This is a genomic window from Bacillus sp. X1(2014), from assembly GCF_007678255.1.
This window is the reverse complement of record NZ_VEED01000032.1, coordinates 1-24,835: the sequence shown is the minus strand read 5'-3', so window position 1 is coordinate 24,835 and position 24,835 is coordinate 1. Positions and strand designations below refer to the sequence as shown.

At 39.5% G+C, this 24,835-nt stretch carries 22 protein-coding genes; 6 read left to right on the top strand and 16 right to left on the bottom strand.

Annotation, left to right across the window (positions count from 1 at the left end):
* Positions 1-16: 16 nt before the first annotated feature.
* From FS608_RS28395 to FS608_RS28385, 3 genes are read right to left on the bottom strand one after another with little or no spacing between them, the layout of a single operon-like run.
* Positions 17-1,153 (bottom strand): zinc-dependent alcohol dehydrogenase, encoded by a 1,137-nt coding sequence (locus FS608_RS28395; RefSeq protein WP_144555910.1) that lies wholly within the window; start codon positions 1,151-1,153, stop codon positions 17-19.
* A 17-nt stretch (positions 1,154-1,170) separates the two neighbouring features.
* The gene (locus FS608_RS28390; protein WP_144555909.1) at positions 1,171-1,530 is read right to left on the bottom strand and encodes a spore coat protein; all 360 of its coding nucleotides are present in this window, start codon (positions 1,528-1,530) and stop codon (positions 1,171-1,173) included.
* Between the two features lie 14 nt (positions 1,531-1,544).
* The gene (locus tag FS608_RS28385; RefSeq protein ID WP_144555908.1) at positions 1,545-1,754 is read right to left on the bottom strand and encodes a spore coat protein; all 210 of its coding nucleotides are present in this window, start codon (positions 1,752-1,754) and stop codon (positions 1,545-1,547) included.
* A gap of 143 nt (positions 1,755-1,897) precedes the next feature.
* On the opposite strand from FS608_RS28385, the gene FS608_RS28380 reads away from it, so the two are divergent.
* Positions 1,898-2,104, top strand: coding sequence for a hypothetical protein (locus FS608_RS28380; protein WP_144555907.1), 207 nt, complete (start codon positions 1,898-1,900; stop codon positions 2,102-2,104).
* Entirely contained in the window at positions 2,101-2,418 is a 318-nt protein-coding gene (locus tag FS608_RS28375) for a spore coat protein (RefSeq protein WP_144555906.1), read from the top strand. Before FS608_RS28380 ends, FS608_RS28375 begins: the two co-directional genes overlap by 4 nt.
* Positions 2,419-2,493: 75 nt before the next feature.
* Here the strand turns inward: FS608_RS28375 and FS608_RS28370 are convergent, their stop codons facing one another.
* A complete protein-coding gene (locus FS608_RS28370) occupies positions 2,494-3,243 on the bottom strand; it encodes an SDR family oxidoreductase (protein WP_186328938.1) in 750 nt (249 codons plus the stop codon).
* Positions 3,244-3,390: 147 nt separating this feature from the next.
* Between FS608_RS28370 and FS608_RS30620 the strand changes: the two genes are divergently transcribed.
* Entirely contained in the window at positions 3,391-3,534 is a 144-nt protein-coding gene (locus tag FS608_RS30620; RefSeq protein ID WP_186328937.1) for a hypothetical protein, read from the top strand.
* Between the two features lie 75 nt (positions 3,535-3,609).
* On the top strand, positions 3,610-6,141 hold the full coding sequence (locus FS608_RS28365) for a putative bifunctional diguanylate cyclase/phosphodiesterase (RefSeq protein ID WP_144555905.1): 2,532 nt from the start codon (positions 3,610-3,612) through the stop codon (positions 6,139-6,141).
* 11 nt (positions 6,142-6,152) lie between these two features.
* On the opposite strand, the gene thrB is transcribed toward FS608_RS28365, so the two are convergent.
* Positions 6,153-7,070: a homoserine kinase gene (gene thrB, locus FS608_RS28360; RefSeq protein WP_144555904.1), complete on the bottom strand. Its 918-nt coding sequence runs from the start codon at positions 7,068-7,070 to the stop codon at positions 6,153-6,155.
* Positions 7,071-7,130: 60 nt separating this feature from the next.
* Positions 7,131-8,426, bottom strand: coding sequence for a homoserine dehydrogenase (locus FS608_RS28355; protein ID WP_144555903.1), 1,296 nt, complete (start codon positions 8,424-8,426; stop codon positions 7,131-7,133).
* Between the two features lie 430 nt (positions 8,427-8,856).
* On the opposite strand from FS608_RS28355, the gene serA reads away from it, so the two are divergent.
* Complete coding sequence (serA, locus tag FS608_RS28350; RefSeq protein WP_144555902.1) at positions 8,857-10,500, top strand: phosphoglycerate dehydrogenase; 1,644 nt, start codon at positions 8,857-8,859, stop codon at positions 10,498-10,500.
* A gap of 46 nt (positions 10,501-10,546) precedes the next feature.
* Here the strand turns inward: serA and FS608_RS28345 are convergent, their stop codons facing one another.
* Positions 10,547-11,671, bottom strand: coding sequence for an HAD family hydrolase (locus tag FS608_RS28345; RefSeq protein ID WP_144555901.1), 1,125 nt, complete (start codon positions 11,669-11,671; stop codon positions 10,547-10,549).
* Positions 11,672-11,982: 311 nt separating this feature from the next.
* On the opposite strand from FS608_RS28345, the gene FS608_RS28340 reads away from it, so the two are divergent.
* Positions 11,983-12,411, top strand: coding sequence for a peroxiredoxin-like family protein (locus FS608_RS28340; protein ID WP_144555900.1), 429 nt, complete (start codon positions 11,983-11,985; stop codon positions 12,409-12,411).
* Between the two features lie 75 nt (positions 12,412-12,486).
* Here FS608_RS28340 and FS608_RS28335 read toward each other — a convergent pair whose 3' ends face one another.
* The 9 genes from FS608_RS28335 to FS608_RS28295 all read right to left on the bottom strand — a co-directional run bounded on the left by FS608_RS28335 (position 12,487) and on the right by FS608_RS28295 (position 24,131).
* Positions 12,487-13,908 (bottom strand): NAD-dependent succinate-semialdehyde dehydrogenase, encoded by a 1,422-nt coding sequence (locus tag FS608_RS28335; RefSeq protein ID WP_144555917.1) that lies wholly within the window; start codon positions 13,906-13,908, stop codon positions 12,487-12,489.
* A 38-nt stretch (positions 13,909-13,946) separates the two neighbouring features.
* A complete protein-coding gene (gene gabT / locus FS608_RS28330; protein WP_260871855.1) occupies positions 13,947-15,317 on the bottom strand; it encodes a 4-aminobutyrate--2-oxoglutarate transaminase in 1,371 nt (456 codons plus the stop codon).
* A gap of 28 nt (positions 15,318-15,345) precedes the next feature.
* Entirely contained in the window at positions 15,346-16,719 is a 1,374-nt protein-coding gene (locus FS608_RS28325; RefSeq protein WP_144555898.1) for a putrescine aminotransferase, read from the bottom strand.
* A 24-nt stretch (positions 16,720-16,743) separates the two neighbouring features.
* Positions 16,744-18,237, bottom strand: coding sequence for an aldehyde dehydrogenase family protein (locus tag FS608_RS28320; protein ID WP_144555897.1), 1,494 nt, complete (start codon positions 18,235-18,237; stop codon positions 16,744-16,746).
* A 219-nt stretch (positions 18,238-18,456) separates the two neighbouring features.
* Positions 18,457-20,580: a sigma 54-interacting transcriptional regulator gene (locus FS608_RS28315; protein WP_144555896.1), complete on the bottom strand. Its 2,124-nt coding sequence runs from the start codon at positions 20,578-20,580 to the stop codon at positions 18,457-18,459.
* A gap of 117 nt (positions 20,581-20,697) precedes the next feature.
* Entirely contained in the window at positions 20,698-20,946 is a 249-nt protein-coding gene (locus tag FS608_RS28310) for a biotin/lipoyl attachment domain-containing protein (RefSeq protein WP_144555895.1), read from the bottom strand.
* Positions 20,947-20,967: 21 nt separating this feature from the next.
* A complete protein-coding gene (locus FS608_RS28305; RefSeq protein ID WP_144555894.1) occupies positions 20,968-21,261 on the bottom strand; it encodes an SAV0927 family protein in 294 nt (97 codons plus the stop codon).
* A 29-nt stretch (positions 21,262-21,290) separates the two neighbouring features.
* Positions 21,291-22,577, bottom strand: coding sequence for a Glu/Leu/Phe/Val family dehydrogenase (locus FS608_RS28300; protein WP_144555893.1), 1,287 nt, complete (start codon positions 22,575-22,577; stop codon positions 21,291-21,293).
* A 192-nt stretch (positions 22,578-22,769) separates the two neighbouring features.
* Positions 22,770-24,131 (bottom strand): APC family permease, encoded by a 1,362-nt coding sequence (locus tag FS608_RS28295; protein WP_186328936.1) that lies wholly within the window; start codon positions 24,129-24,131, stop codon positions 22,770-22,772.
* Positions 24,132-24,835: the final 704 nt, after the last annotated feature.

Here is a 24,835-nt window from a genome sequence, read left to right as displayed (position 1 = left end):
GCCCAGTTTGTTGTGTTTATGGTTTTAGAATCACTTTAATACAATCTTCTGTTTTCGTATCAAATACTTCATAGCCGCGCTTCGCTTGATCCAATGGCAGCACGTGAGTAATGATGTCGCCTGGGTCAACTTTTCCATCATTAATTAGATCATATAGGTATGGCATATAAGGAATAACCGGAGCTTGACCGGACTTAATCTCCACGTTGCGTTGGAATATATCCCCAAGGGGAAAGGCATTATAGCGGCCGCCATATGCACCTGTGATTTGAATCGTACCGCATTTTCTGACAGCTTGTGTTGCCATAACAAGTGCTCCCATCGCACCCCCATGAAGCTTTAGACCTGATGCAAGAAATTCAAGCGGCGTCCATTTTCCATCCATACCCACTGCGTCAATCACGATGTCAGCCCCACCTTGGGTAATCTCCTTTAAATATTCCCCTGTATTCTGATGTTGTTCAAAATTAACGATTTCAACCTTGTTCGTTCGCTTTGCATGCTGCAGACGATAATCGATATAGTCAACGGCAATTACTCGTTTTGCTCCATTTAACCATGCAAATTTTTGGGCAAGCAATCCAATCGGTCCACAGCCAAGAATAATAACCGTATCCCCATCTTTCACACCGGCATGATCGACACTCCAATAGGCAGTCGGTGCAGCATCTGCGAGTAATGCTAGTTTTTCATCCTCCACTTCACAATTCTCAGGGATCTTAAATGGAGTAAAATTCCCATATGGAACACGCAAATATTCAGCTTGTCCGCCAGCATATCCACCGGCTAATTCTGAATACCCAAAGTAACCGCCGATCTCTCCATGTGGATTGGAATTATCACATTGACTTGTTAGGTCATTCGTACAATACCAACAATGGCCGCAACTGACGTTAAATGGGATAATCACACGATCACCCTTTTTTAATTTCGTTACCTCCGGACCAACCTCCTCCACAATCCCCATCGGTTCGTGGCCAATAATATAGTCTGTTGGCATATTAGGAATCATCGCGTGAATGAGATGTAAATCAGAACCGCATATCGCCGATGAAGTAATTTTCACAATGATATCATCCGCATTTTTTATTTCTGGATCTTTCACCTCTTTCACTTCAACATTCTTTATGCCCTGGTATGTAACTGCCTTCATATGGTTTTCTCCTCCTTTTATTTGTTTGGCGTAGCGAACATGCCAAGGCGGTCAGTATCGTTAGGAAATAGCTTTAACTGGGCAATTTGGACGGCAGTTTCTGCGGATTTTAAATCAATTGGAAATTGTTCTTTCAAATTATGTGGATGGAGCCAGCCTTTTTTTATCATCAAATCGGATATCTCGGTGTGTAAATCAATAGCAGATTCCATTTGTTTATGTAAAGCTCTTCTTAGATCAGGGTGTGCAGTCTCAGTGATCGCAAAACCATAATTCCGAATTCCTGTTTTCACGGATAATAAAAAGTCCATTGCAAAAGCGGAATCAGCCAAATTGGGCATCCCTTCTGCATTTCTCGGATCTAAATAATCTTCCATTTTACCCACCTCACCTATTGTAATAATTGACTTTGTTTATAAAAACTTAGCAGTTCATTAATATCTTTAATCGATTGTTGTACATCTTTTTCCATTAGTGCTTTTAATTCATTATCAAAACAGATTCCTTGCATCAGTTTTGAACGGAGCAAGCAAACAGTTTTAAAGTTTAGTATTTCATGTGCTTCCATCGTCTCATGTAAAGCCAAACTATTCTTCTCCATACATAACACCTCCGGTTTCATAACAATCATATCTTCCCCATTTTCTGTAAACCATTATGCACAGGTTCTTTAAGGTGAATAAACTTGCAGTATCTAAGAAAATCTAATTAGGATTAAGTCTGTTCATGTTGGAGGGAACAACAATGACAAAATATTTAGACCTACATGAAACGTTAGATCTTCATGAATTGTTATCATTTAAAAATCTATGCTTAACTAAAGCAACAACAATGAGTGTCTTGGCCCAGGACGTCGAGCTAAAAGCAATTCTTTCAGACGATGTCACCAAGGGAATTCAGCACATTCAACAACTGCAGCAGTTTTTAACGGATCGGAGGGGAAATCTGTGAATCATTTAATCCAAAACATGATGGGCATGGGCGGTATGACCGACCAAGTTATTGCTACAGATTTCCTCATTTCCGCCAAAGCCGGTGTAAGAAACTATGCGGTTGCAATTACGGAAACCGGAACACCCGAATTAAAAGCAGCCTTACGTGCCCAATTAAATGATGCCATTGCTACTCATGAAAAAATAACCAACTATATGATTGCAAAAGGTTTCTATCATCCTCACAATTTAGGTGAACAATTGCATATTGACTTAACAGTCTCAGAGACTGCATTAAATCTAGCTCAAAAAAAGGAAAATGCCTCAAACTAGCATAAAAAAATGGAGAACACTTCGTTCTCCATTTTTTTAGTAAATTCAATAGGCAATCCCTATTTCATTTTTGTCCTATTCCTCATAAATCATCTTTCTTGTCATTCCCCCATCTACTACTAAATTTATCCCTGTTACAAAATTATTTTCACGATTGGTTAAATAAAAACATGCACGGGCAATATCTCTTGGTTCGCCAACACGTTTTGAGAAATGCTGTTCATGGTCGAGTTCTGTTAATTGTGATTTATCCCCATTGTGTATCCACCCAGGAGATATAGCATTAACCGTAATTCGATATTCACTTAAGGACGCAGCCAAAGCATGAGTTATCGCAACAATTCCTCCTTTTGAAGCAGCGTAAGCTTCCGAGTTAGGTTCTGACATAAGTGCCCGTGTTGAGGCGATATTGACAATTGATCCGCCAAATTCATTCTCCCTCATATATTTTGCCACTTCCCGCGAACAGAGGAAGGCACTTCTTAAGTTCGTATGAATCACATCATCCCATTCTTCAATCGTTAACTCTAAGGGGGACTTAAACACCCCTTTACCTGCATTATTAATTAGAATATCAATTTTTCCATACTTCTGTTTTGTTACGTCAACTAACCTAATAATATCTTCTGCTCTTCTAACATCCGTCTTTACAAATAGAACATCCCCTCCTAGACTTCTGATTTCTTCCGTCGTTAAATTACCTATCTCTTCATCAACATCGGCTAGTATGACTTTAGCACCAGCGTTTGAATAGGCACTTGCAATTCCCCGTCCAATCCCATTTGCAGCGCCTGTTACAATGACCACTTCATTTATAAATTCCATTGGTCTCCCACCTATTCTTATTTTATTTGTATTTAAACATATTTTACATGCCAAACTAAGTTAAAACATACGTGGAGATTTTTTCTAGGTAATAAAAATAAATAATGGAAAAAACTATTGCAATAGATGAACTAGAGGAGGATTCCAATGTCTGAAAAATGTTTTTATTGTACCAATGATATTGAAGAAAGGCAGCTGCACTATGTATCCTTTTTCTCTTCAAACAAAGAAAGAGATGAATCATTGTGTGATGAATGCTATCAAGAATGGCTCGAAGGTTTAAAAGGGTAAAGTTCATATCAAATCGGTTGTGACTCATTTGGGTAATATCCTATGGGTCACAGCTTAACCCGAGGTGTTGCGTCATTGTCAATCAAAAAAAAGATGCCACTGATTTTTTGCTTGTTAGTTTTTTTAATTTTAGTATCTAATAATACGATTCATTATCTTCGTTCAAAAAATCAGCTGCTTTCAAATAACGAACGAGAAATTGATATGATTTCTAAAGAAGTGTCATTCCAAGTTGAAAATATAAGAGAGGGCTCATTGTATGTTGAAGATATTCTTGGCAGGGATTTAAGGACGGCTTCATTGGCAATTAAGCACGCTCTGCCGCCAAATTATCAGGATATTACAAATGAGCAGCTAAAAAAACTGGCCCAGGAAGTAAGGGTATCACATATAACCCTGCTTGCGAAAACAGCAGATGATATTATTGGAGTAAGATCATCCGACCCTAAAGAAATTAATATGTCTACAAAAGGTTGGGGATATTGGTATGATGCTTACCAACAGCTATTTAATTTAACTCCTGTTTCTGTTGGAAAAGGTTTAACCCTGCCCCATTTTTGGTCTGGTCCGATTGAGGTTGCTTCTTCCAATCCAGATCATACCGATAAATGGGGCTATTTTTTTGATGGGACGACGAACTATATTATTAATCCATACTTTCGAGACAATGAAGTATTAGAGTATGAGCGACGGTTTGGTCCAGGACAGGTGATTAAAGGTTTTACAAAAGAACGCGGGGTTTTAGAAATCACTGTTTTCAACCCCAAAAACTTTGGCAAAAAGAAAGAAATTGTCCATTTAAACGGAAATAGCTATATTCGGATATCTGCTCAACAAATATGGTATGGCTCATATAAGTACCGTAACGAAAAAGTGGATGCCTCCTATATCAAACGGGCAATAAATTCAAAACAAGTACAATCCTATAAGGAAGATGATATTCAGGGCAGAAATTTGATGAAAACCTTCGTTCCTGTTTATTCCGCACCAGAACCCTTTGTCATTGGACTTGCCTATGATTATGGACTCATTAAGAAGGAACTCACACATGAACTTATGGTCCATGTTCTACTCTCATTTATCATTATGTTGATTGTCTTTATTATCAGTTTAATCTTCTCCCGTTCCATTACACAGCCAATTGGGTATATTGTTGAGCAGGTTAATGATATTGCACAAGGTAACTTTGGAAATATCCTGCATCTTAATAGAAAAGATGAATTAGGTCTGCTTACAGAAAATGTGAACGCCTTATCGAAAGACTTGCAGAGTTACGTAAATGATTTAAACAAGAGCAAAGAGCTCATCGAATATCAGGCATATCATGACCCATTAACTGGTTTGCTAAACCGGAGATATTTACAAGAAAAGCTACATTCATTTATCCAGCAGGCCAATCAAACTAGTGACACCCTATCAGTTTTATTCATCGATATGGACCGTTTTAAACAAGTGAATGACTCTTTTGGACATAACAAAGGAGATGAAATACTAAGAATCATTGCTGAACGGATTATCGCAAGTATACCTAATGATAATGCGATTATTACTAGGCAAGGCGGCGATGAATTTATTATTTTGTTATTAAGTCATAGTCTAATGGAAACAAAGGCCGCAGCAGAAAAAATCGTCAATAATCTTAAAAAAATATATCTTTTAGATGGCAACGAAATTTATCTTAGTGCAAGTTGCGGTATTAGTTTGTATCCGGAACATACGGACAATATGGATGCACTGATTGTTTATGCAGATCTTGCGATGTACTCAGCTAAAAAGCTGGGGGGAAACAAAGCCATCGTCTATTCGGAGAAATTAATTCAATCGAATATCGAAAGACCAAGACTTGAAGCACGGTTACGGAAGGCAATCGAAAGTAGAAGTGTGGAAGTTTACTATCAACCGAAGGTCAATGTTGAATTAGGAGTGATTTTTGGGGCAGAGGCCCTGATAAGATGGAAAGATGAAGAATTAGGATACGTCTCACCCGAATTGTTTATTCCGATTGCTGAGGATATTGGATTAATCCATCCCTTATGGGAATATGTAATGAAGGAGGCGTGTCAACAGGTTAGTAAGTGGAATCGAACACGTTCCCTCCCACTATCTGTTTCAGTTAATTTTTCAGCCCGGCAATTTCAAGAACCTTGCAATATGGTAAATCAGGTCAAAGAAATTCTTGCTGCGAGTCAATTGGGTCCTAACAATTTTGAAATAGAAATTACCGAAAGCATTCTATTAAATAATTCTTCCGAAATTGTCGAATCATTAAAAACCCTTCAGAATATGGGGATTCGGATTTCCATTGATGATTTTGGAACAGGTTATTCTTCCTTGAACTATTTAAAGAATTTACCGATTGATATCTTAAAAATTGATAAATCTTTTATTCAAGATATTCATGAGGATTATGTAAATTCAGAGATTCCTGAAGCGATCATTAATCTTGCACGTAGTCTCCATCTTAATGTAATCGCTGAAGGGGTAGAAGAAGAGTACCAAAAAGAATTCTTACTCTCGAAAAACTGCATACAAATGCAGGGATACTTATTCAGTAAGCCTTTAAATAAAGAAGAATTTGAGCATTTTCTTAAAAGAAATTCAAATTAAAAGTGGAGAGATTATCTCACAAATCTCTCCACTGGGTTAACACTGCTTCCACTATAATCAATCGTCAGGATTTTTGTAGACATCGTTGAAAACTCACTTCTTAAGCCTCGTTCGACAAACTTCCCCTTCCCTTTCTCTGTAAAACAAAGAACAGTTGGTCCTGCACCACTTAGTGCCACTCCAAACGCACCAAGTTCTATAGCCCTTTCCTCTATCTCCTCATAGGCGCGAATGAGTGGTTTACGGTATGGATGGTGAAAAAGGTCTTGGCCCATCATTTTCCCTGCTAACCCCCAGTTTTGAGTTAAGAGGGCTGCGACCAACAGATTAGCCTTTGAAGAGGCTTGGATCGCACATTCACGAGAAAATTCTGCTGGAAGAACCCCGCGAGAATCCTTCGTTAAGAGAATTTCATCTGGAATGACGGCCACCATCTCAAAAGAAATGTTGGAGATGCTGAGCATGTCTACTTCATTGTCCTGATAAGAGCCGATGAATAATCCGCCAAACAGTGAGGCACCCACATTATCGGGATGACCTTCCACTTCTGTCGCAATAAGCAATTTCTCTTGCTGAGTTAAACCGATATTACCTACTGAATCTGCAAGTTCAATCCCTGCAACAATTGCTGCGGCACTTGAACCTAGACCACGAGCCAAAGGAATGTCACTGGCAACTTTGATTTGGCATGGTTGTAAATCGATTCCGTATTTACTAGCTGTTTTGATGGCAATCTGCAGGATAAAATTGGTCTCATCTGTAGGGAATGCATTCAATTCATCACTTACAGACTGAATCTTCCACTTGTCACTTTTCTCAACTTCTAATGTTAAATACAAATCGACAGCAAGGCCCATTGAATCAAAACCTGGACCTAGATTTGCTGTACTTGCTGGCACTTTTATAATAAAACGATCATTTAGTGTCACCCCTGGACAACTCCTCGTATATGTTGTGTGACTGATTTTAGGCTAATAAAATTGGCCATCTTATAACGATTTTCTTACCACTCGATAGGCACTTTTTATTTCCTTAACCGCATGGAGATCATTCAATTCTAGTAATATTTTATCATAATTGGATAACGATGCTCGATGAGTGACAAGCACAATTTCTGATGTTTCATTTTTCTTAACAGGAAGCTGTAAGATTTTTTCAAAACTGACGCCATATTTTGCAAAAATAGTGGTGATGTCAGCGAAAACACCCACTTCGTCTTGCACATGGATTCTTAAGAAGTATTTAGAGTATTTTTCATCATTATCTTTCAATTGCTTTGGATATTGTGGCGTCACTGCACTTCTTCCATTTACCCCAAGCCTTAGATTTTTTATTACCGCAACTAAGTCTGAAACGATGGCCGTTGCTGTTGGCAAACTTCCGGCACCAGGGCCATAAAACATAGTCTCGCCTACCGACTCACCGTAGACATAAACGGCATTATACTCATTTTGAACAGATGCCAGCGGATGATTATTGGATAGGAAAGTTGGTGCGACACTAACCTCAACTTTTTCTCCTTCACGATGAGCATAACCTATTAGTTTCATAGTATATCCCAATTGTTTACCATAGCGTAAATCTTCGTCGGTCACCTTCGAAATCCCTGAAACTTGGACATCTTCTAAATCAATATGCATAGAAAAGCCCAATGTAGCTAGGATCGTCATTTTACGAGCAGCGTCTAGTCCTTCTACATCTGAAGTCGGATCAGCTTCAGCAAAGCCAAGCTCTTGTGCTTCCTTAAGGACCTCATCATAGGTACGTCCTTCTTCACTCATTTTAGTTAGTATATAATTGGTTGTTCCATTTACAATTCCCATAAGTTGTTTAATTCGGTCAGAGGCAAGTCCATCGACTAATCCTCTCAAAATTGGAATTCCCCCTGCCACACTGGCTTCATAAAACAAGTCACAGCCGTGTTCAGAAGCAACTGTTAACAGTTCAGAGCCGTGTAAAGCCATTAAATCCTTATTAGCAGTGACAACGTGCTTGCCTTGTCTTAGGGCAGTAATTAAGTAATCTTTTGTATCTTGGAGCCCGCCCATTACCTCGATCACTACATCTATTTCTTCATCATAAAGGATTTCGTCTGCATTTGAGGTTAAAAGCTTTGTATCTACTTCTACTGGTCTGTTTTTATGTAAATCCTTAACAAGGACCTTTTTAATAACAACCGGGCACCCCACTTGGTGGATTAATTTATCTTGATTTTTTTTAATAATTTTGACTACACCACAACCAACAGTACCTAAACCTAATAATCCAATCGTGATTGCCTTCATGTTTTACCCTCCTATTTATGTCCTTGTATGACGCACATTTGTTTTTCTAATGTAGACATTATATTATTCTCTGAATTTTTTTACAATAGATATGTTTCTAGTATTCTATTCTGTAAACGCTTACCACCGCGTCATAAAAGGATAATAACTTTTGAACAAAATTTTTTATCATATTTTTTATTAATTTTATCTTCTTTCCCTTTACAATCCTTAAGGTTTGGTTGTAGAATAATCCCTATATTTAGTTTATTTTTGAATATTCAATTAATTTTACGTTTCTATAAATAACAAGTGATGACAAAGACGACCTAAAGAATATGGCTCAGCAAACGAGGGTGGCACCACTATTTACACACGTCCCTCATAACAAGACAAATCAGTCTGTTATGAGGGGCGTTTTTTATTAGAAAATTAAAGGAGGATTACAAGCATGTATAAGGTACTGGTAACCGATGGAATTAGCAACACAGGATTGAAATGTTTAATTGAACACCCTAATTTTACCGTAGAACGCCAGCCAACACTACCTACAAAAGAATTAAAAAATATAATTGGAGAATACGACGCCCTGATTGTCCGCAGCCAAACCAAAGTAAGTGAAGAACTGCTCAAAGCAGCCGGCCGTCTCCGCGTGATTGCTAGAGCAGGTGTCGGTGTAGATAATATCGATGTGAATGCGGCAACGAAAAAAGGGATCATTGTCATCAATGCCCCGGGCGCCAATACCATCGCAGCAACGGAGCATACCATAGCAATGATGCTATCATTGGCGCGGAAAATTCCTCAAGCCCACCAAAAGACAGTATCTGGGCAATGGGACCGTAACTCCTTTAAGGGTGTGGAATTATACAAAAAAACTCTTGGCGTGATTGGCATGGGTAAAATCGGAACAGAAGTAGCGAAACGGGCAAAAAGCTTTGGGATGAACATTTTAGGATTTGATCCGTACCTGACCGAAGAACGGGCAAAAAAACTTGGAATGACGAAAGCGAGCCTCGATGTAATTGCACAAGAATCAGATTTTATTACTATTCATACACCTCTTACCAATGACACAAGAGGACTGATTAATGATGCGTATTTACGAAAAACAAAAAAAGGCGTCCGATTTGTCAATTGTGCCCGTGGTGGTGTGATTGATGAAAAGTCATTAGTTAGAGCCATTCAGTCCGGCCATGTTGCAGGTGCTGCGCTTGACGTATTTGAAAAAGAGCCTGTTTCCGACCCAGAATTATTGCAGAATCCAAATATCATTGTAACACCACATCTCGGTGCTTCTACGGTCGAAGCACAGGAAAAAGTAGCCCAAGAAGTCAGCGCGGAAATCATTGAGATTTTTGAATCACAGTCGATTCAAAACGCTGTTAATATGCCGCAAATGTCAGGAGAAACCCAAGCGAAGCTACAGCCGTACCTACTTCTTGGGGACCAAATGGGGCAGCTCGTCATTCAATTATTAAATAAGCAGGCTCCTGCTAAAATAGAAATCAATTATTATGGCAATTTAATTGATGAAGATACAGAATTGTTGACTCGTACCATGTTAAAAGGTGTCTTGTCCTATCATTTAAGCGATTCAGTTAATCTAATTAATGCTTTGCACTTACTAAAAGAGCAAGGGGTTTCGTATAATGTCGTTAAAAATGCAACGAATAAAGGATTTGCTAATTATATGGAACTAAGTGTCTCCAACGATATTGAAACAGCAAAAATTGGGGCAACCGTCTTAAACGGGTATGGAGCGAGAATTCTAAAAATCAACCAATACCGTATTGATGTTAAACCAGAAAAGTTCCTATTATATATCAAACATCGAGATGTTCCAGGTATGATTGGCAAGGTAGGTTCACTCTTAGGAGACCATCAAATCAATATTGGCACGATGCAGGTTGGTCGTACGGAAGTAGGCGGTGAGGCAATCATGGTATTAACTGTGGATAAAACATTAAAAACCGACGTCATTCACGTCTTAAAATTAATTGATGGATTAGAAGAAGCACAAGTTCTGGAGTTGTCGAACGTGGATACATTTGAACCTGGCCGTATGGAATTAGAGAAGCTAGAGAATATCTAGCGAAGAAATGAGGGATTGCACTGAGGCAATCCCTTTTCTATATTTTTCATAATATACCTTTCAAATCGAGCACTGTATCAAGAATGTAGTCTGCTTTATGTTTTTCAAAGTCACTTCTCGCATCTTTTCCTGAAAGGCCGGTTAGAACGGCTGCAAACTGACAGCCAAGTTTTCTTGCTGCTAATAAATCCGCCAAAGAGTCTCCTACAACTAAAACTGTCTCAGCATTTTCAAGCGGTAATCTCGTATTTAAACACTCTTGAATGGGTGTCTCCTTCCCAAGCAGCCCCATAATATATGTAAATGGGTGCGGTTTCGATAGTGACATTCGTTCTGGAAGCTCCACTTCCGCCTTTAGCACATCATCAGCAGTTACGATCCGATTTTCATTAAAATGCTTCAACCAATCTAAATGCTGAAATGGCTGAATAGTTTCAAGTTCGGGCCTGCCTGTCCCAATACCAATCATGTATCCGGATGAATTCAGGAATTGGAATAACTCGTCAATTTCCTGCCTAGGAGCTAATGTTGTTTCATTTGCCAAGAAGCCCTTTTTCCCATGTTGAACAGATTGCCTTCCAGTCGAAGCGAGGACATGTTCATCCCCCACATACCACTCTTGGGAAACATGCTCACAAACGGACCAAAGCTCACCCTTATTAAAAATCGAAGTTTCTACCCCCATTTTCTCAGAGGCTAGCTCATTCAAATAACTAAACAACTCCTGCTTCGTTGCCTCTGAGCGAGCAAACTCCTTCACAAACAAATCGAAGTTCATCCTTACAGAATAGTTACTTAACACCTTGCCCATCTCAACTAGGGCTTCACGATTGATTGGTGCCTGACACCAGGTATTAATTTTCTCCAATTCAGTATCTTTGATTTGCGCGAGCAGATGGATTAGCTGGTGGCAGAATGCAAGGTAGATCATGTCCCAGTTGGCGTTTAGGCCGCGTGATTTCATAAACTTTAAAACATTATCGTTTTCAAATACTAAATCTCTTATTTCCTGGATTTCCTCATCATTATAATCCGTTTTAAACTGCATAGGTTCGAGTCCCAAGTAATTTGGGCTGATCAGCATTTCCCAAACGGTTAGTGCAGAAGCATCAAAATAATGTTCCTCGCTTAATAGTACCCCATCAACATCAAACAAAATGGTTTTAATCAAATTCCATCCTCATTTCCTTTTTACTTTATTACGTTATCGTAACACAGTAGGACAAACAATTTGAAGTAAATTATTTTATAAAACATTTTATTATCTGCCGTTGACACTCTTATTAAATTGCTATAAATTTAATCGTGCACGACTTAAATTTTATAAGAAAATAATTTATTTAACACACCGAGGTGAGAATGATGGCAGTCACATTAGAAAAACCATTTACAGCCGATAAACAAACCTTGAAAGAAATCATTAAAAATCAGAAAAGCGTCGTTGTCTTTGTTAGACACCCTGGCTGACCAGTTTGTCGAGAAATGCTTACGCAGTTGCGTGAGAGGTATGAAGAATTAGAGTCGACAGGCTATCAAGTCCATGTCATAACCCCATCCATCCAGGCATATTTAGAACAATTTGTTCAAGTATTTGGACCCTTCCCCTATACGATATATGGAGATCCAAAAAGGGAACTTTATCGTGAAATGGGCCACCAGACAATGCCTAAGTGGAGACTGCTTTTACAGGCAGCAACTGCCTACTTAAAACATGGGTCAAAGGCATTTTTGCCAGAGGACGAAGCCCAGAAAAAGCTTGTCCAAAAAGCAATGAAAACCCATGATATCTATATTCAAGGTGGAACTTGGATTTATGATGATAAGGGAAAGGTAATTTGGAAACACATCGATACTGAGCCAGCTGATCATGCTTCCATAGATACTATCTTATCCATTTTAAATACACATTAAAAAGAACAAGCCCATTTAGGTAGGTTTCCTACTACATGGCTTGTTCTTTTTCAATGGCAATTTTTTAAAACGCTATTATAAATCCAAACCTATCGATATATATTTTACTTCTAAAAACTCTTCAATTCCGTAGTGTCCACCTTCACGGCCAAGACCACTCTCCTTAAAGCCCCCGAAAGGCGCTTGAACGACTGAAGGCAGGGCATCGTTTAGGCCAATGATACCGTACTCTAACTGTTCCGTTATTCTAAAAGAACGGCTTAAATTTTCTGTATACACATAGGCAGCTAATCCGTAACAAGAATTGTTGGCCCGTTCAATAACTTCTTCTTCGGTTTTAAAAGTGGAAATCGGAGCGAGTGGGCCAAAGATTTCATCTTTCATACATTCCATCTCATCATTAATATTGGTCAAAATTGTAGGTGCATAGAAATATCCGTTATTTTCAGCTGGGGTAAGTCCGCTATAAATGACTTTTCCACCTTTCTCAACTGCGTCCTTAACCAGCCCATCTACTTTTTTATAAGCGGCATGATCAATTAATGGACCAATATCCGTTCCCGCTTCCAGTCCGTTGCCGACTTTTAGCTTTTCTAATTCTGCTTGAAAAAGCTTAGTAAATTCATCTGCAATCCCTTCCTGCACATAAACACGATTCGTACAAATGCAGGTTTGACCAGCATTTCGAAATTTTGATTGTAAAAGTCCTTCAGCGGCTTTCGCTAAATTCGCATCATCCATTACGATAAATGGGGCATTCCCACCAAGCTCGAGGGAAACCTTTTTGACAGTATCAGCGGCACCACGCATTAACGTCTTTCCTACCTCGGTTGACCCTGTAAAGGTAATCTTTGTCACGCGTGGATCCTTCAGCCACACTTCACCAATTTCTGACGACCTTCCAGTAATCACGTTCAGCACCCCTGCAGGAATGCCTGCTTCATGGGCTAGCTCAGCCATTTTTAATGCCGTAAGCGGTGTTTGATTTGCGGGCTTCACAACAGCCGTACAACCTGCTGCGAGGGCAGGTGCTACTTTTCTCGTAATCATGGCAGCCGGGAAATTCCACGGAGTAATCGCTGCAATCACACCAACCGGTTCTTTTCTAACTAGTATTCTTTTATGTGGATGTGTAGCTGGAATCGTCTCACCATATACCCGTTTTCCCTCTTCGGCATACCAAGAGATAAAGCCATTTGCATACTGAACTTCACCCAGCGCTTCTTTAAGTGGCTTACCTTGTTCAATTGTCATGATCCTTGCAATTTCATGCTTGTTTTCCTCAATTAAGTAAAACCATTTCATCAAGAGTTGATACCGCTCATCCGCTGTTTTTTTCGACCAGACCTTAAAGGCTTTATGGGCAGCATCCACCGCTTGTTCTGCTTCATAAGCACCACCTGTTGGCACAGCACCAATTACTTCTTTAGTAGCTGGATTATTAATTTCAGTTAAAACCTCATAATCATTGCCAACCCATTCCCCATTAATATACATGGGATAGATTTGATAATTTTTATTTACAATATCCATTTTTATTCCCCTCCAACCGATAAGGCAGGATCATTTGTATATACTGCTTCTATCGCTTCCTCCATAATTTGCAAACCTTCTTCCAGTTGATCATCTGTGATGGTAATTGGCATGAGAAGGCGAATCACATTGCTATAAATCCCAGCACTAAGTAACATCAGGCCGCGTTCCCCAGCAGCTTTTACAATTTTTCCAGTCGCTTCTTTATCTGGTGCTTTGGATTGCCGGTCCTTCACTATTTCCATCGCACACATCGCACCTAGACCTCGGATATCACCAATTCCCTCGAACCGCTCGGCTAGAAGGTGCATCTTTTCAAGCACGCGAATACCAATTTTTCTTGCCCGGTCATTAAGTTGTTCATTTTCAATAATATCTAAGACTGTCAGTGCTGCCCTACATCCTAGCGGACTTCCCGCGTAGGTTCCACCGATTTCACCAATTTCGGCAGTATTCATAATTTCCGCCCTGCCAATCACGCCGCTAATAGGAACGCCAGCGCCCATTGATTTCGAAATCGTAATTAAATCAGGTACCACCCCAAAATGATCAATCGCAAAATACTTTCCTGTCCGCGCGAACCCAGTTTGTATTTCATCGGCTATAAACAAGATACCATACTGTGTACAGATTTCTCTGACCCGTTTCACAAAGGCGGTGTCAGGCACTATAAATCCGCCTTCTCCTTGCACGGGTTCCATCACGACTGCAGCAATCGTTTCAGGTGCCACTTCGGCCAGTAAAAACTGTTCAAATTGGTCGATCATCATGGCACTATATTGCTGTTCATCCATTCCTTCAGGGCGGTGGTAAGCATATGGGTATGGCGCCTTGTATACCTCTGGAGCGAATGGTCCAAAGCCGAACTTATAAGGCTTCACTTTACTTGTCATTGTCATGGTCATTAATGTTCGGCCATGGAACCCCCTTGTGAACGAAACGATTCCCTGGCGCTTTGTATATTTCCTGGCAATCTTAACGGCGTTCTCAACCGCTTCCGCACCACTGTTAAAAAAAGCAGCCTGCTTTTCAAATTCACCCGGTGCAAGTTGGCAAAGCCGCTCAGCTAAGGTGATATACGATTCATACATCATTACATTAAAACCGGTGTGGATAAATTGACTTGCTTGTTCCTGAAGGGCTCTAACTACTCTAGGATGTGAGTGGCCAACGTTTATCGTTCCAATAGCACCAGCAAAATCAATATAACAATTACCGTCCACATCTTCTACCAAAGCTCCTTGTGCTTTTTTAACAAAGGAATGGCAGTTATTACTGATTCCTTTTGGGACATATTTATTTCTTCGCTCCAAAATTTCCCTCGATTTCGGTCCAGGTATTTCTGTTTGGAGCTTGACATATTTCTTCTCCACTTCTGTGCTCCCCCTTTTAAAAAAATCGTTAAGCATCTAAATGTTCTAAGACCGTTTTGAAGGTGCTAACCACTTTATCAACCTCTTCATAGCTTATGGTCAAAGCCGGTTCGATACGAATGGTTTTTGAATTAATTAATGTCCCAGCTACAAGAATTCCTCTGTCAAACATTCCCTTTGAGACCTCGTAGCCAATTTCATCTTGATGGAATTCAATGCCAATCATTAACCCTTGACCACGGATCTCCTGAACCTTATCTTCGTGGCCTTTCGCTGCCTTTTTCAGTTCTTCAAGGAAATAGGCTCCTACTTCCGCTGCTCTCTCTGGTAACTTATCTTCAATTAAAACCCCAATTGTCGCAATCGCTGCCGCACATGCTAACGGATTGCCACCGAAGGTTGTTGTATGCATAAATGGATTATCAAACCAGCTCTTGAAGACTTTTTCAGTAGCTACAACCGCACCAGCTGGCATCACGCCGCCGCCAAACGCTTTTGCTAGACAAATAATATCTGGAACAACTTCATACAGTTCTGCGGCGAACATTTTCCCCGTTCGGCCCATTCCTGTCTGTACTTCATCAAATATCAGCAATGAGCCGTATTGATCACAAAGCTCACGGACTTGTTTTAAATAGTTTTCCGGTGGTAGGATAATTCCACCTTCACCTTGAATTGGTTCTAAAATAACTGCCGCCACATCTTCCCCAACAGAAGCACAGACCTCAAACGTTTTTCTCATCATGTCAATATCACCGAATGGTACATGACGGAAACCTGGGATTAACGGTAAGAATGGTTTACGGAACATCCCTTTCGCCGTTCCTGACAACGAGCCTAAACTTTTCCCGTGGAACGCACGTGTCGTAGAGATAAACGTTGTTCGCTCGCTGTACATTTTCGCGAGTTTTAATGCTGCTTCAACACTTTCTGTCCCGCTGTTTGTAAAAAAGGCATACTTTAAATCACCTGGAGTAATATCGCCTAAAATTTTTGCTAACATCGCACGAAGTGGATCCAGCAAATCCTGACTATGAAGCGCCTGACGTTTTAATTGGTCGGTTACCGCTTTAACCACCTTCGGATTACGATGACCTACATTATATATGCCAAATCCGCCTAGACAATCGATATATTCTTTGCCATTGACATCCTTAAAGCAGGATCCATTATCAGACCACTCCACTGCTGCAAATTGGCCGCCTTCAGTAACAGTTTTGCGGTATTCCAGGAATCCCGGATTTACGTGTTCACGGAAGCCGTCAACTGTTTCTTTGGTAATCCAAGCCGCTTCTACTTCATTAATTTCCTCTTTTTCTATTAAGCTTAAAACCTTATTAATATATTCACTTACATTATTATTTTTCTCACTTTTTAATTCATGTTTTAAATCGATACTCATAATTTTATTCCTCCTATTAAAAGATTAATTAGAAAACCAGCCAATTGGTTCAACCTGCAAATTGATATTTATCTGTTTTATTTCTTGAAATTCTTCAAGTCCAAACGTACCAAGACTGCGTCCAATTCCACTTTGCTTATAGCCGCCCCACGGTGCCTCGTTATAGGTAGGATGGTAGGAATTTACCCAAGTAATCCCTGCACGCAGCTTTTTAATGACCCTTAGTGCCTTTGCACCATTATTAGAAAACACACCACCGGCTAACCCATATACTGTGCCATTTGCTAGTTTAATAGCTTCTGCTTCGTCCTTGAATTTTTGGATGACTACAACAGGACCGAAGATTTCCTCCTGAACAATTCTCATCTCTTGGGTGACATCGACAAAAACCGTCGGTTCCACAAAATAACCATTTCCTAATCCGTTAGCGACCATCCGCTTTCCACCGCAGGCTACTGTCGCACCTTCCTTTTTACCTAGTTCAATGTAGGAAAGAACCTTTTCTAAGTGTTCCTGACTGACAAGCGGGCCCATTTCTGTTGCAGGATCATTACCAGGTCCAACTTGAATTTGCTTTGCTCGTTCCACAAAGCGCTGGACAAATTGATCATAGATGCTTTCTTCCACAAGGATCCTTGAGCCAGCGGAACATATTTGACCCGAACCTGCGTAGATACCAAATAACGCATAATCCACTGCTGTTTCAAAGTCCGCATCAGCAAAAATGATATTCGGCGATTTACCGCCCAGCTCTAACGAAATTTTTTTCATCGTGTCAGCTGCTGTTTTCATAATATGCTTGCCTGTTTTCGTACCACCGGTAAACGAAATCATATCAACCTCAGGGTGGGAAGCGATTTCATTTCCAACAACCGCTCCAGCTCCCATGACCAGATTAGCAACCCCTTTAGGTAAACCAACTTCCTCAAAAATCTCAAAAAGTTTTTTCGGTGTAACTGGTGTCACTTCGGACGGTTTAAAGACAATTGTATTTCCAGCAGCCAAGGCAGGGGCAATTTTCCACACACTCATTAACAGTGGATAGTTCCAAGGAACAATCAAACCGCATACTCCCACCGGTTCGCGGACAACCATGGCCTGCATTGGATCGGCAACATGATAGGTCTGTCCATCAGGCTTAGTAATCAGTCCTGCATAATAGCGAAAACAGGCGGCTGCATCCCCAACATCAAAACCAGCTTCTCTCAATGGTTTCCCATTATCCATCGTTTCCAGATGGGTCAATTCATCGGCATATTCATCAATTTTGTCAGCAATCTTTAATAAATAGGAGGATCGTTCCTGAGCAGAAATCCCAGACCAAACACCTTCATCGAAAGCTTTTCGTGCAGCATAAATTGCCGCACGCGCATCAGCTATTGTTCCTTCTGGCGCATATGATATAACCTCACCACTTGCAGGATTAATTACTGGGCTTGTCTCTTGATTTTCGGCATCTTTCCATTCACCATCAATAAACATCTTCAAGTTTATAACTCGTTTTTTATCCTCAACCATTTTTATTCCTCCTTTATTCACCCTCACTAACTATATATATGCAAGAATCGTGCCAAATGAATAAAACCTACCAAAATAATGATCTTTAAAAAAATCCGAATGAATACTATTCAAATCTGCATAACCCTATGATTGATTGAATAGGGGGACATATTACTCTAAATTTAGCAGTTAATTAAAAAAAAGCTGCTTCAGATCATTAGACCTGAAGCAGCTCAATTAAAAGGGTGATAGGTTTTCCATTTTTATATTTTTCTCAGTTACTATTTTTTGATACTTTCTACTAACAGATGACTGGCTGATTCCTAGCGCTTTTGCTGCTTTTGTTGTCGTTTTGTATTGGTTCATTGCCATCACAATTAACTGCTCCTCGACATGATCAATAGCCTCCTGTAATGGAATGACCCTTGTAATGACTGGCTTCATCTTTTTATGCTCCAAGCCCGTGGATAAAAATTGGCTAACGAACTCCGCATCAATCGACGGATGTTCGGCCGTGACTACTAATCTTTCAATAATGTTTTGAAGTTCCCTGACATTACCCGGCCAAGGATAAAACTCTAATACATTAATAGCGTCAGGAGTGAGATGATAATTCCGCTCATATCTCTCATTCAATTGTTGGAGGAAATGAAAGGCAAGCAGCGAAATATCCTCTGTCCTTTCCCTTAAGGGCGGGATATGTATCGGTATGACATTCAAGCGATAAAACAAATCCTCACGGAATTTCCCTTCCTCAACCATTTTTTCTAATTTTTTATTCGTAGCTGCAATAATCTGCACATTCACCTTAATGGGGGTTGTACTGCCAATCGGAATAACTTCCTGCTCCTGAAGAACTCGTAATAGTTTCACCTGCAAATGGATTGGCATCTCACCGATTTCGTCTAGAAATAAAATACCACCATCTGCTTGTTTAAAGTAGCCTTCTTTTCCATTTTTATCAGCACCGGTAAAAGATCCCTTCGCATATCCAAATAGTTCACTTTCGAGTAAACTTTCTGGAATTGCCCCGCAATTTAATTTAAGAAAGGGCTTCGCCTGGCGTTTGCCTAATTGGTGGATTGCTTGAGCAATTACTTCTTTTCCGACCCCAGATTCGCCGTTCAAAAGTACTGTGGAGGAAAAATCAGCAATTTTCTTGGCCTGATTAATAACCTTCTCCATTTTCGGACTACAATAAATGAGTTTTTTCAAAAAGCGGTCCTTACTCTTAAAATCATCCAATTCCTTCTTATATTGTTCTGATATCTTTTTCATTTCCTGCAATTCACTTTTTAATCGTGTGGTTTCGGTAATATCGCGTGATGCAATGATAATCCGGTCAAGTTCATTTTGATCATTAAAGACGGGATTTCCGACGGCAAGAATTTTTCTCCCAGCTTTGGTTTCTTGTACTACAGAGACTTTTTTTCCTTTCTCCAATACAAGTCTTGTGACCGAAGGTGTAAACAGCCCCTGGTCTTCAAGTTCAAGAATATTCTTTCCAATCAGCTCTTTTAAATCAACTTTCCAGAAATCTTGGATAATGTTTTCACTAAACCTGATTAGCTCTCCTTTGTTATTCACCACGAGAATTTCATCATAAATACTAGACAAAATCGCATTCAGGTCCTTATTTAAATCTTTAATATATTCTATTTCCATAGCCATTTCTTCGACCATTGGCAAATCCTGGGCAACAATGATGATTCCATCGACTTCATTCTCATAGTTCAAGATAGGGCTATAATCGACGAGGATCCCAATTTCATTCTTGATGACCAAATGGTTAAGAAGCGTCTTACCGGTGGAAAAAACCTGTTCAAGATGGGTGCGGCTAAAAATTTCTCCTGCTGGAAGATTCATAACCTTTTCTGCGGTCGATCTAATCATTTTTAAACCAGCTTCATTATAATTAATAATTCGCTTTTCTTTATCCAATACAAAAATGCCCATCGGAATCGAGGTTAGAATAATTTTAAGTAAGTCGACACTTTTATTTTCCTGTTTAAAAAGCTCAGCAAGAACATCTTCTCTGCTAATGTAACCAGCTGGATTACCATCCACATCTCTAATAATCGCAAAAGGTTCGCCAATAATTTGGAACAACGCAGGCAAAGAGATTTGTTCACTAAGATGGCAGATGCTATCTAGAGATTTTGCTTGTTCAAGTAATGATTCAATCGAGGCATGCTCTTTATTATTGTTTTCAAGCATGACATACGCAAATAAATGATTTTGTCTTTTTAAAAATAAAAAGGGTTCTTTAAGGTTATTTAAGGTTGATTGAAAAACTATTTCACTTTCATCCACGTCCACTGAAATAATTGGTTTTACTTTTTCTTTGGCAACTGAAAACATCGTATTACTTCCCCCTTAACACCTTATCTACCTAATACTATCATTTTATTTGCAATATTTTAAATTAAATATTACACAAAAAAAGAAGATGAGCGACCCATCTTCTTTTTCTTGACATTAATCACTACCGGTAACAAATAAATCTTCTTTTATATACGCGAGAACCATCCCGGGAATAACATAATCTCCTTCCTGAACTTCGAGCGATTCTACTTCACCACTTAAACATGTCTGAACCGTTTCCTCTTTTCCTGCGTCGGAAGTAATGATAAATAGGGTTTCCCACTCATAAATTCTCGACTCACTTTTAATTGAAATCCTTTCCACTTTACCGTAACATGGGCTTAGAACAACACCATAATACATGGAATCTCTCTCCTTTTTCCTTTAATAATATTGCTCGTGAAAAGGTCGTGTCTGTAATACTTGACTAAAAAATTCCTGAAATTCTGGGATATCCTCCGTCTCGATTCCCAATCTATCTGCCCAATGATCATCTGATAAAGTGTCTTCTTGACAAAGTAAAACCATATTCCCTGACTGAATCGAAGTGACCATCGCTTTACCAAAAAATTGCTCTGAATAGCCAATCATCAAATCGTAGCGGTGGTTATGTGAAATTAAACAAAAGTAATGTAACAGCTGCTGTTCTTTTTGTTCTGCTAATATATCCAGCTTCATTAAATTCCCTCCTTTTTTCCGTTTCATTTTTAATATTTCAACCAGCCACGAAGTCTTGAAGCCTCTGCTAGCTTTTGGATTCCTTCAATATAAGCAGCAACTTTCATATTTACACCAAATCTTTCAGAGGTATGGTAAACCTTTAAAAAGCTTTCTGTCATTTTCTCCTTGAGACGTTCATCAACTATCTCCTCGGTCCAGTAATAGCCTTGATTGTTCTGACACCATTCGAAATAAGAGACAATGACACCGCCTGAATTGGCGAGGATATCAGGGACAACAAGGGTCTTGTGATCATCTAGAATCTTTAACGCTTCTTTTGTGGTAGGTCCATTGGCAGCTTCAATAATAATGCTGCAGTTAAGTTTACTGGCATTATACTTATTGATTACTCCTGAGATTGCAGCAGGGATAAGGATATCACATTCTTTTTCTAATAAATCTTGGTTAGAAATGGGGCTTTTAAAGCGATTAGATACAATACCAAAGGAATCTCTATTTTCCAGAAGAAATGGTATATCTAGTCCGTTCTCATCATATACACCGCCAAGCATGTCGCCGATACCAATTACTTTTGCACCAATCTCATATAAATACTGGGCAAGATAACTGCCAACATTACCGAACCCTTGAATGATGACACGTGTATCTTTTAACTGCATTTTCTTTAATTCACAGACCATCTGCAGCGTATATAAAACACCTTTTGATGTTGCTGTTTCCCTTCCCTTCGATCCCCCGAGTGCAAGTGGCTTTCCGGTGATAAAACCGGGAGAGTCGAATTCACGGATATGGTCGTATTCATCGAGCATCCATGCCATAATTTGCGAGTTTGTATACATATCAGGTGCTGGAATATCCTTTGTGGGACCGACAAGTTGACTAACAGCCCTTACGTAGCCGCGACTCAACCTTTCCAATTCATCTAAACTCATATTACGAGGATCGCAGATGATGCCTCCTTTAGCACCGCCATAAGGAAGGTCGGTTATACCGCATTTTAAGCTCATCCATCCGGCCAATGCCTTTACCTCATCAGGCGTGACATCTGGATGAAACCGGATACCTCCTTTGGTTGGACCTGAGGCATCATTATGCTGTGCACGGTACCCTTGGAATATTTCTGTCTGACCATTGTCCATTCGAACAGGAATGCTTACTTCTAAAAACCTCATTGGCTTCTTTAGAAATTCGAATACTTGGGGTGGGTAATTCAGGATGTTCACTGCTTCTTTTAATATTTCTTGAAACTCAACAAGGGAATTATCCTGTTCTATTCCTTTCATATTCTTCATGTCAAGAGATTCGACTGTCATTCTAACACCTCATTTTTATTTGTTACTTAAGGTTAAAGCAAGTTTCGTGCCAACTTAGTAATCGCGGTCTTAATAGGTAATCTAGTAAAAAAAGGAGAAGTCCTATGAAGAAATGAGTCAATTATTCACTTCTGCATACCAACTCTTTTGAACAATAAAAAGCCAAGCGATATCGCCTGGCTCAAGTAATTTTTATAAGGAAGAGGTTTTCTCCGCATCATCGATATTTAAATCAGCTATTTTGATTTGGAAAAATTTTGTTTGGTAAAGCATATACACTACACCAATAACGATCCAGACAATCCCGCCAATGAGAGCATCAAATTGTAAATTCGCCCACAATATTCCTGTTAACCCTGCTCCAATGACTGGCATAATGAGATAGGAGAAAATATCTTTCGCTGTTTTATATCTCTTCTGGCGAAAAATGAAATGAGCGATGACCGATAGGTTAACAAATGTAAAAGCAATTAATGCGCCGAAATTTATAAATGAAGAAATGAGCTCTAAACTTGGAGCAATCGCAAGTAATGAGACAACCCCAACCAAGATGACATTAAAAACCGGTGTCCGAAATTTGGGATGAACATACCCAAAAGCCTTTTTAGGCAACACACCATTTCGTCCCATAACATACAAAAGCCTTGATACACTTGCATGGGAAGCTAGCCCGGAAGCTACAGTGGCTGCAAAAGCACCGGAAAGGAAAACTAGTTTAAAAATGGTTCCACCCACAAACAACCCAATTTCAGGTAGTGTATCATCGGTTACCTTGAAGCCCGTAACATCTGGAAATAGAGCTTGGGCGAAATAACTACAGGTGAAGAAAATGGCCCCGCCAATAAAGACCGTTAACATAATCGCTCTCGGCATCGTTTTTTGATCGATAGCTTCTTCGGCATACATGGTTACGGCATCAAAACCAATGAAGGAGAAACAAACTACCGTAGCTCCTGTCAAAATGGCTCCGAGGTGAATATCAGAATGGAAGAAGGGTGCGGTGGTGAAAATGGTCCCTTGTCCCATTCCTTTGGAAAGCTGGACAAAGGCAAGAACTATAAATGCCGCAATTAAAACCACTTCAAAAATGACAAGCAGGGAATTTAAGCTCGATGTTTTCCCCATGCTCCAAGCGTTAATCGCCGTGATGATCGCAACATATGTAACAACCCAAATCCATGCTGGCACCTCTGGAAATACTGAAACCATATAAATTCGAATAATCAATGCATTAACCATAGGAAGCAATATATAATCAAGCAACGCTGCCCAGCCGACTAAGAATCCTAGATGCGGACTGATGGTCTCTCGTGTATACGTATAAGCCGATCCCGCACTTGGAAACACTCGGACCATTTTCCCATAACTAATTGCGGTAAATGCCATAACCACTAGTGCTGCAAGGTATGCGAGTGGGACGACCCCATTCGTTTCTTCAGAAACAATTCCAAATGTATCAAACACGATCGTTGGTGTCATATAGCCCAATCCAAGCATAACGATTGCCCATAGCCCAAGTGAACGCTTAAGAGTAGTATTCTCCAATTTAACCATCTCTCCTTTTATATCCGGCTATTTGTTTATTAGTAAAAATTTGTAAGCACTTTCATTTTGTTTTAGCTATGAAGAACTTAAATCTTAAAAAAACGCCCAATAATTGTAGATCGGCTCCTCCCTCCATTCTACCTACTAATCTAACTATTTAAAATAGTTGCAATTTTCATGCCAATTATCTTTCTTTATAAATCTTATCTTTAATCACAATTTTTTATGAAAAAATGCATAACCTACTCAGGTTTGAATAAGTGAATGACGCAAGAACAAAGATGCATTGGATTCATATCGAAGTAAGGTTTCCGTTTTCAGGTGCTTTTCTTAAATTACGTGCCGAATTGACAGTCATATTAGCATCGTGATTGGTATATAAAAACATTATTTATATATAACCACCGTATTGTATCAATATGAGGTTCTCTTGGAACTCACTGCTTCTTAAATATGATTTCTTGACCTTAATAGAGTAACTAGCAAAAATAAAATAAACGGAGATTTTCCGGTTAAATACAGAATGGAGCTCGTTTCGTAGTAAATAAGGGAAGGTTTTCCGGTTATGCAAAGCAAAATCTCACATTTTCGAATTTTTCGAGTAAATAGGCGGAATCTCTCCGCCTATTTATGCCTTTTTTAGTCAAGCCCATTATTATGTGTAAATTCATTCCTGATGAAAAACAATGTTAAGCAGCTGATTTATTTTTTGT

Excerpts from the sequence above, each read along its gene's own strand:
- FS608_RS28395 (WP_144555910.1), bottom strand. The coding sequence starts at position 1,153 with ATGAAGGCAGTTACATACCAGGGCATAAAGAATGTTGAAGTGAAAGAG.
- FS608_RS28390 (WP_144555909.1), bottom strand. The coding sequence starts at position 1,530 with ATGGAAGATTATTTAGATCCGAGAAATGCAGAAGGGATGCCCAATTTG.
- FS608_RS28385 (WP_144555908.1), bottom strand. The coding sequence starts at position 1,754 with ATGGAGAAGAATAGTTTGGCTTTACATGAGACGATGGAAGCACATGAA.
- FS608_RS28380 (WP_144555907.1), top strand. The coding sequence starts at position 1,898 with ATGACAAAATATTTAGACCTACATGAAACGTTAGATCTTCATGAATTG.
- FS608_RS28370 (WP_186328938.1), bottom strand. The coding sequence starts at position 3,243 with ATGGAATTTATAAATGAAGTGGTCATTGTAACAGGCGCTGCAAATGGG.
- FS608_RS30620 (WP_186328937.1), top strand. The coding sequence starts at position 3,391 with ATGTCTGAAAAATGTTTTTATTGTACCAATGATATTGAAGAAAGGCAG.
- FS608_RS28355 (WP_144555903.1), bottom strand. The coding sequence starts at position 8,426 with ATGAAGGCAATCACGATTGGATTATTAGGTTTAGGTACTGTTGGTTGT.
- serA (WP_144555902.1), top strand. The coding sequence starts at position 8,857 with ATGTATAAGGTACTGGTAACCGATGGAATTAGCAACACAGGATTGAAA.
- FS608_RS28340 (WP_144555900.1), top strand. The coding sequence starts at position 11,983 with ATGCTTACGCAGTTGCGTGAGAGGTATGAAGAATTAGAGTCGACAGGC.
- FS608_RS28335 (WP_144555917.1), bottom strand. The coding sequence starts at position 13,908 with ATGTATATTAATGGGGAATGGGTTGGCAATGATTATGAGGTTTTAACT.
- FS608_RS28325 (WP_144555898.1), bottom strand. The coding sequence starts at position 16,719 with ATGAGTATCGATTTAAAACATGAATTAAAAAGTGAGAAAAATAATAAT.
- FS608_RS28320 (WP_144555897.1), bottom strand. The coding sequence starts at position 18,237 with ATGGTTGAGGATAAAAAACGAGTTATAAACTTGAAGATGTTTATTGAT.
- FS608_RS28315 (WP_144555896.1), bottom strand. The coding sequence starts at position 20,580 with ATGTTTTCAGTTGCCAAAGAAAAAGTAAAACCAATTATTTCAGTGGAC.
- FS608_RS28310 (WP_144555895.1), bottom strand. The coding sequence starts at position 20,946 with ATGTATTATGGTGTTGTTCTAAGCCCATGTTACGGTAAAGTGGAAAGG.
- FS608_RS28305 (WP_144555894.1), bottom strand. The coding sequence starts at position 21,261 with ATGAAGCTGGATATATTAGCAGAACAAAAAGAACAGCAGCTGTTACAT.
- FS608_RS28300 (WP_144555893.1), bottom strand. The coding sequence starts at position 22,577 with ATGACAGTCGAATCTCTTGACATGAAGAATATGAAAGGAATAGAACAG.
- FS608_RS28295 (WP_186328936.1), bottom strand. The coding sequence starts at position 24,131 with ATGGTTAAATTGGAGAATACTACTCTTAAGCGTTCACTTGGGCTATGG.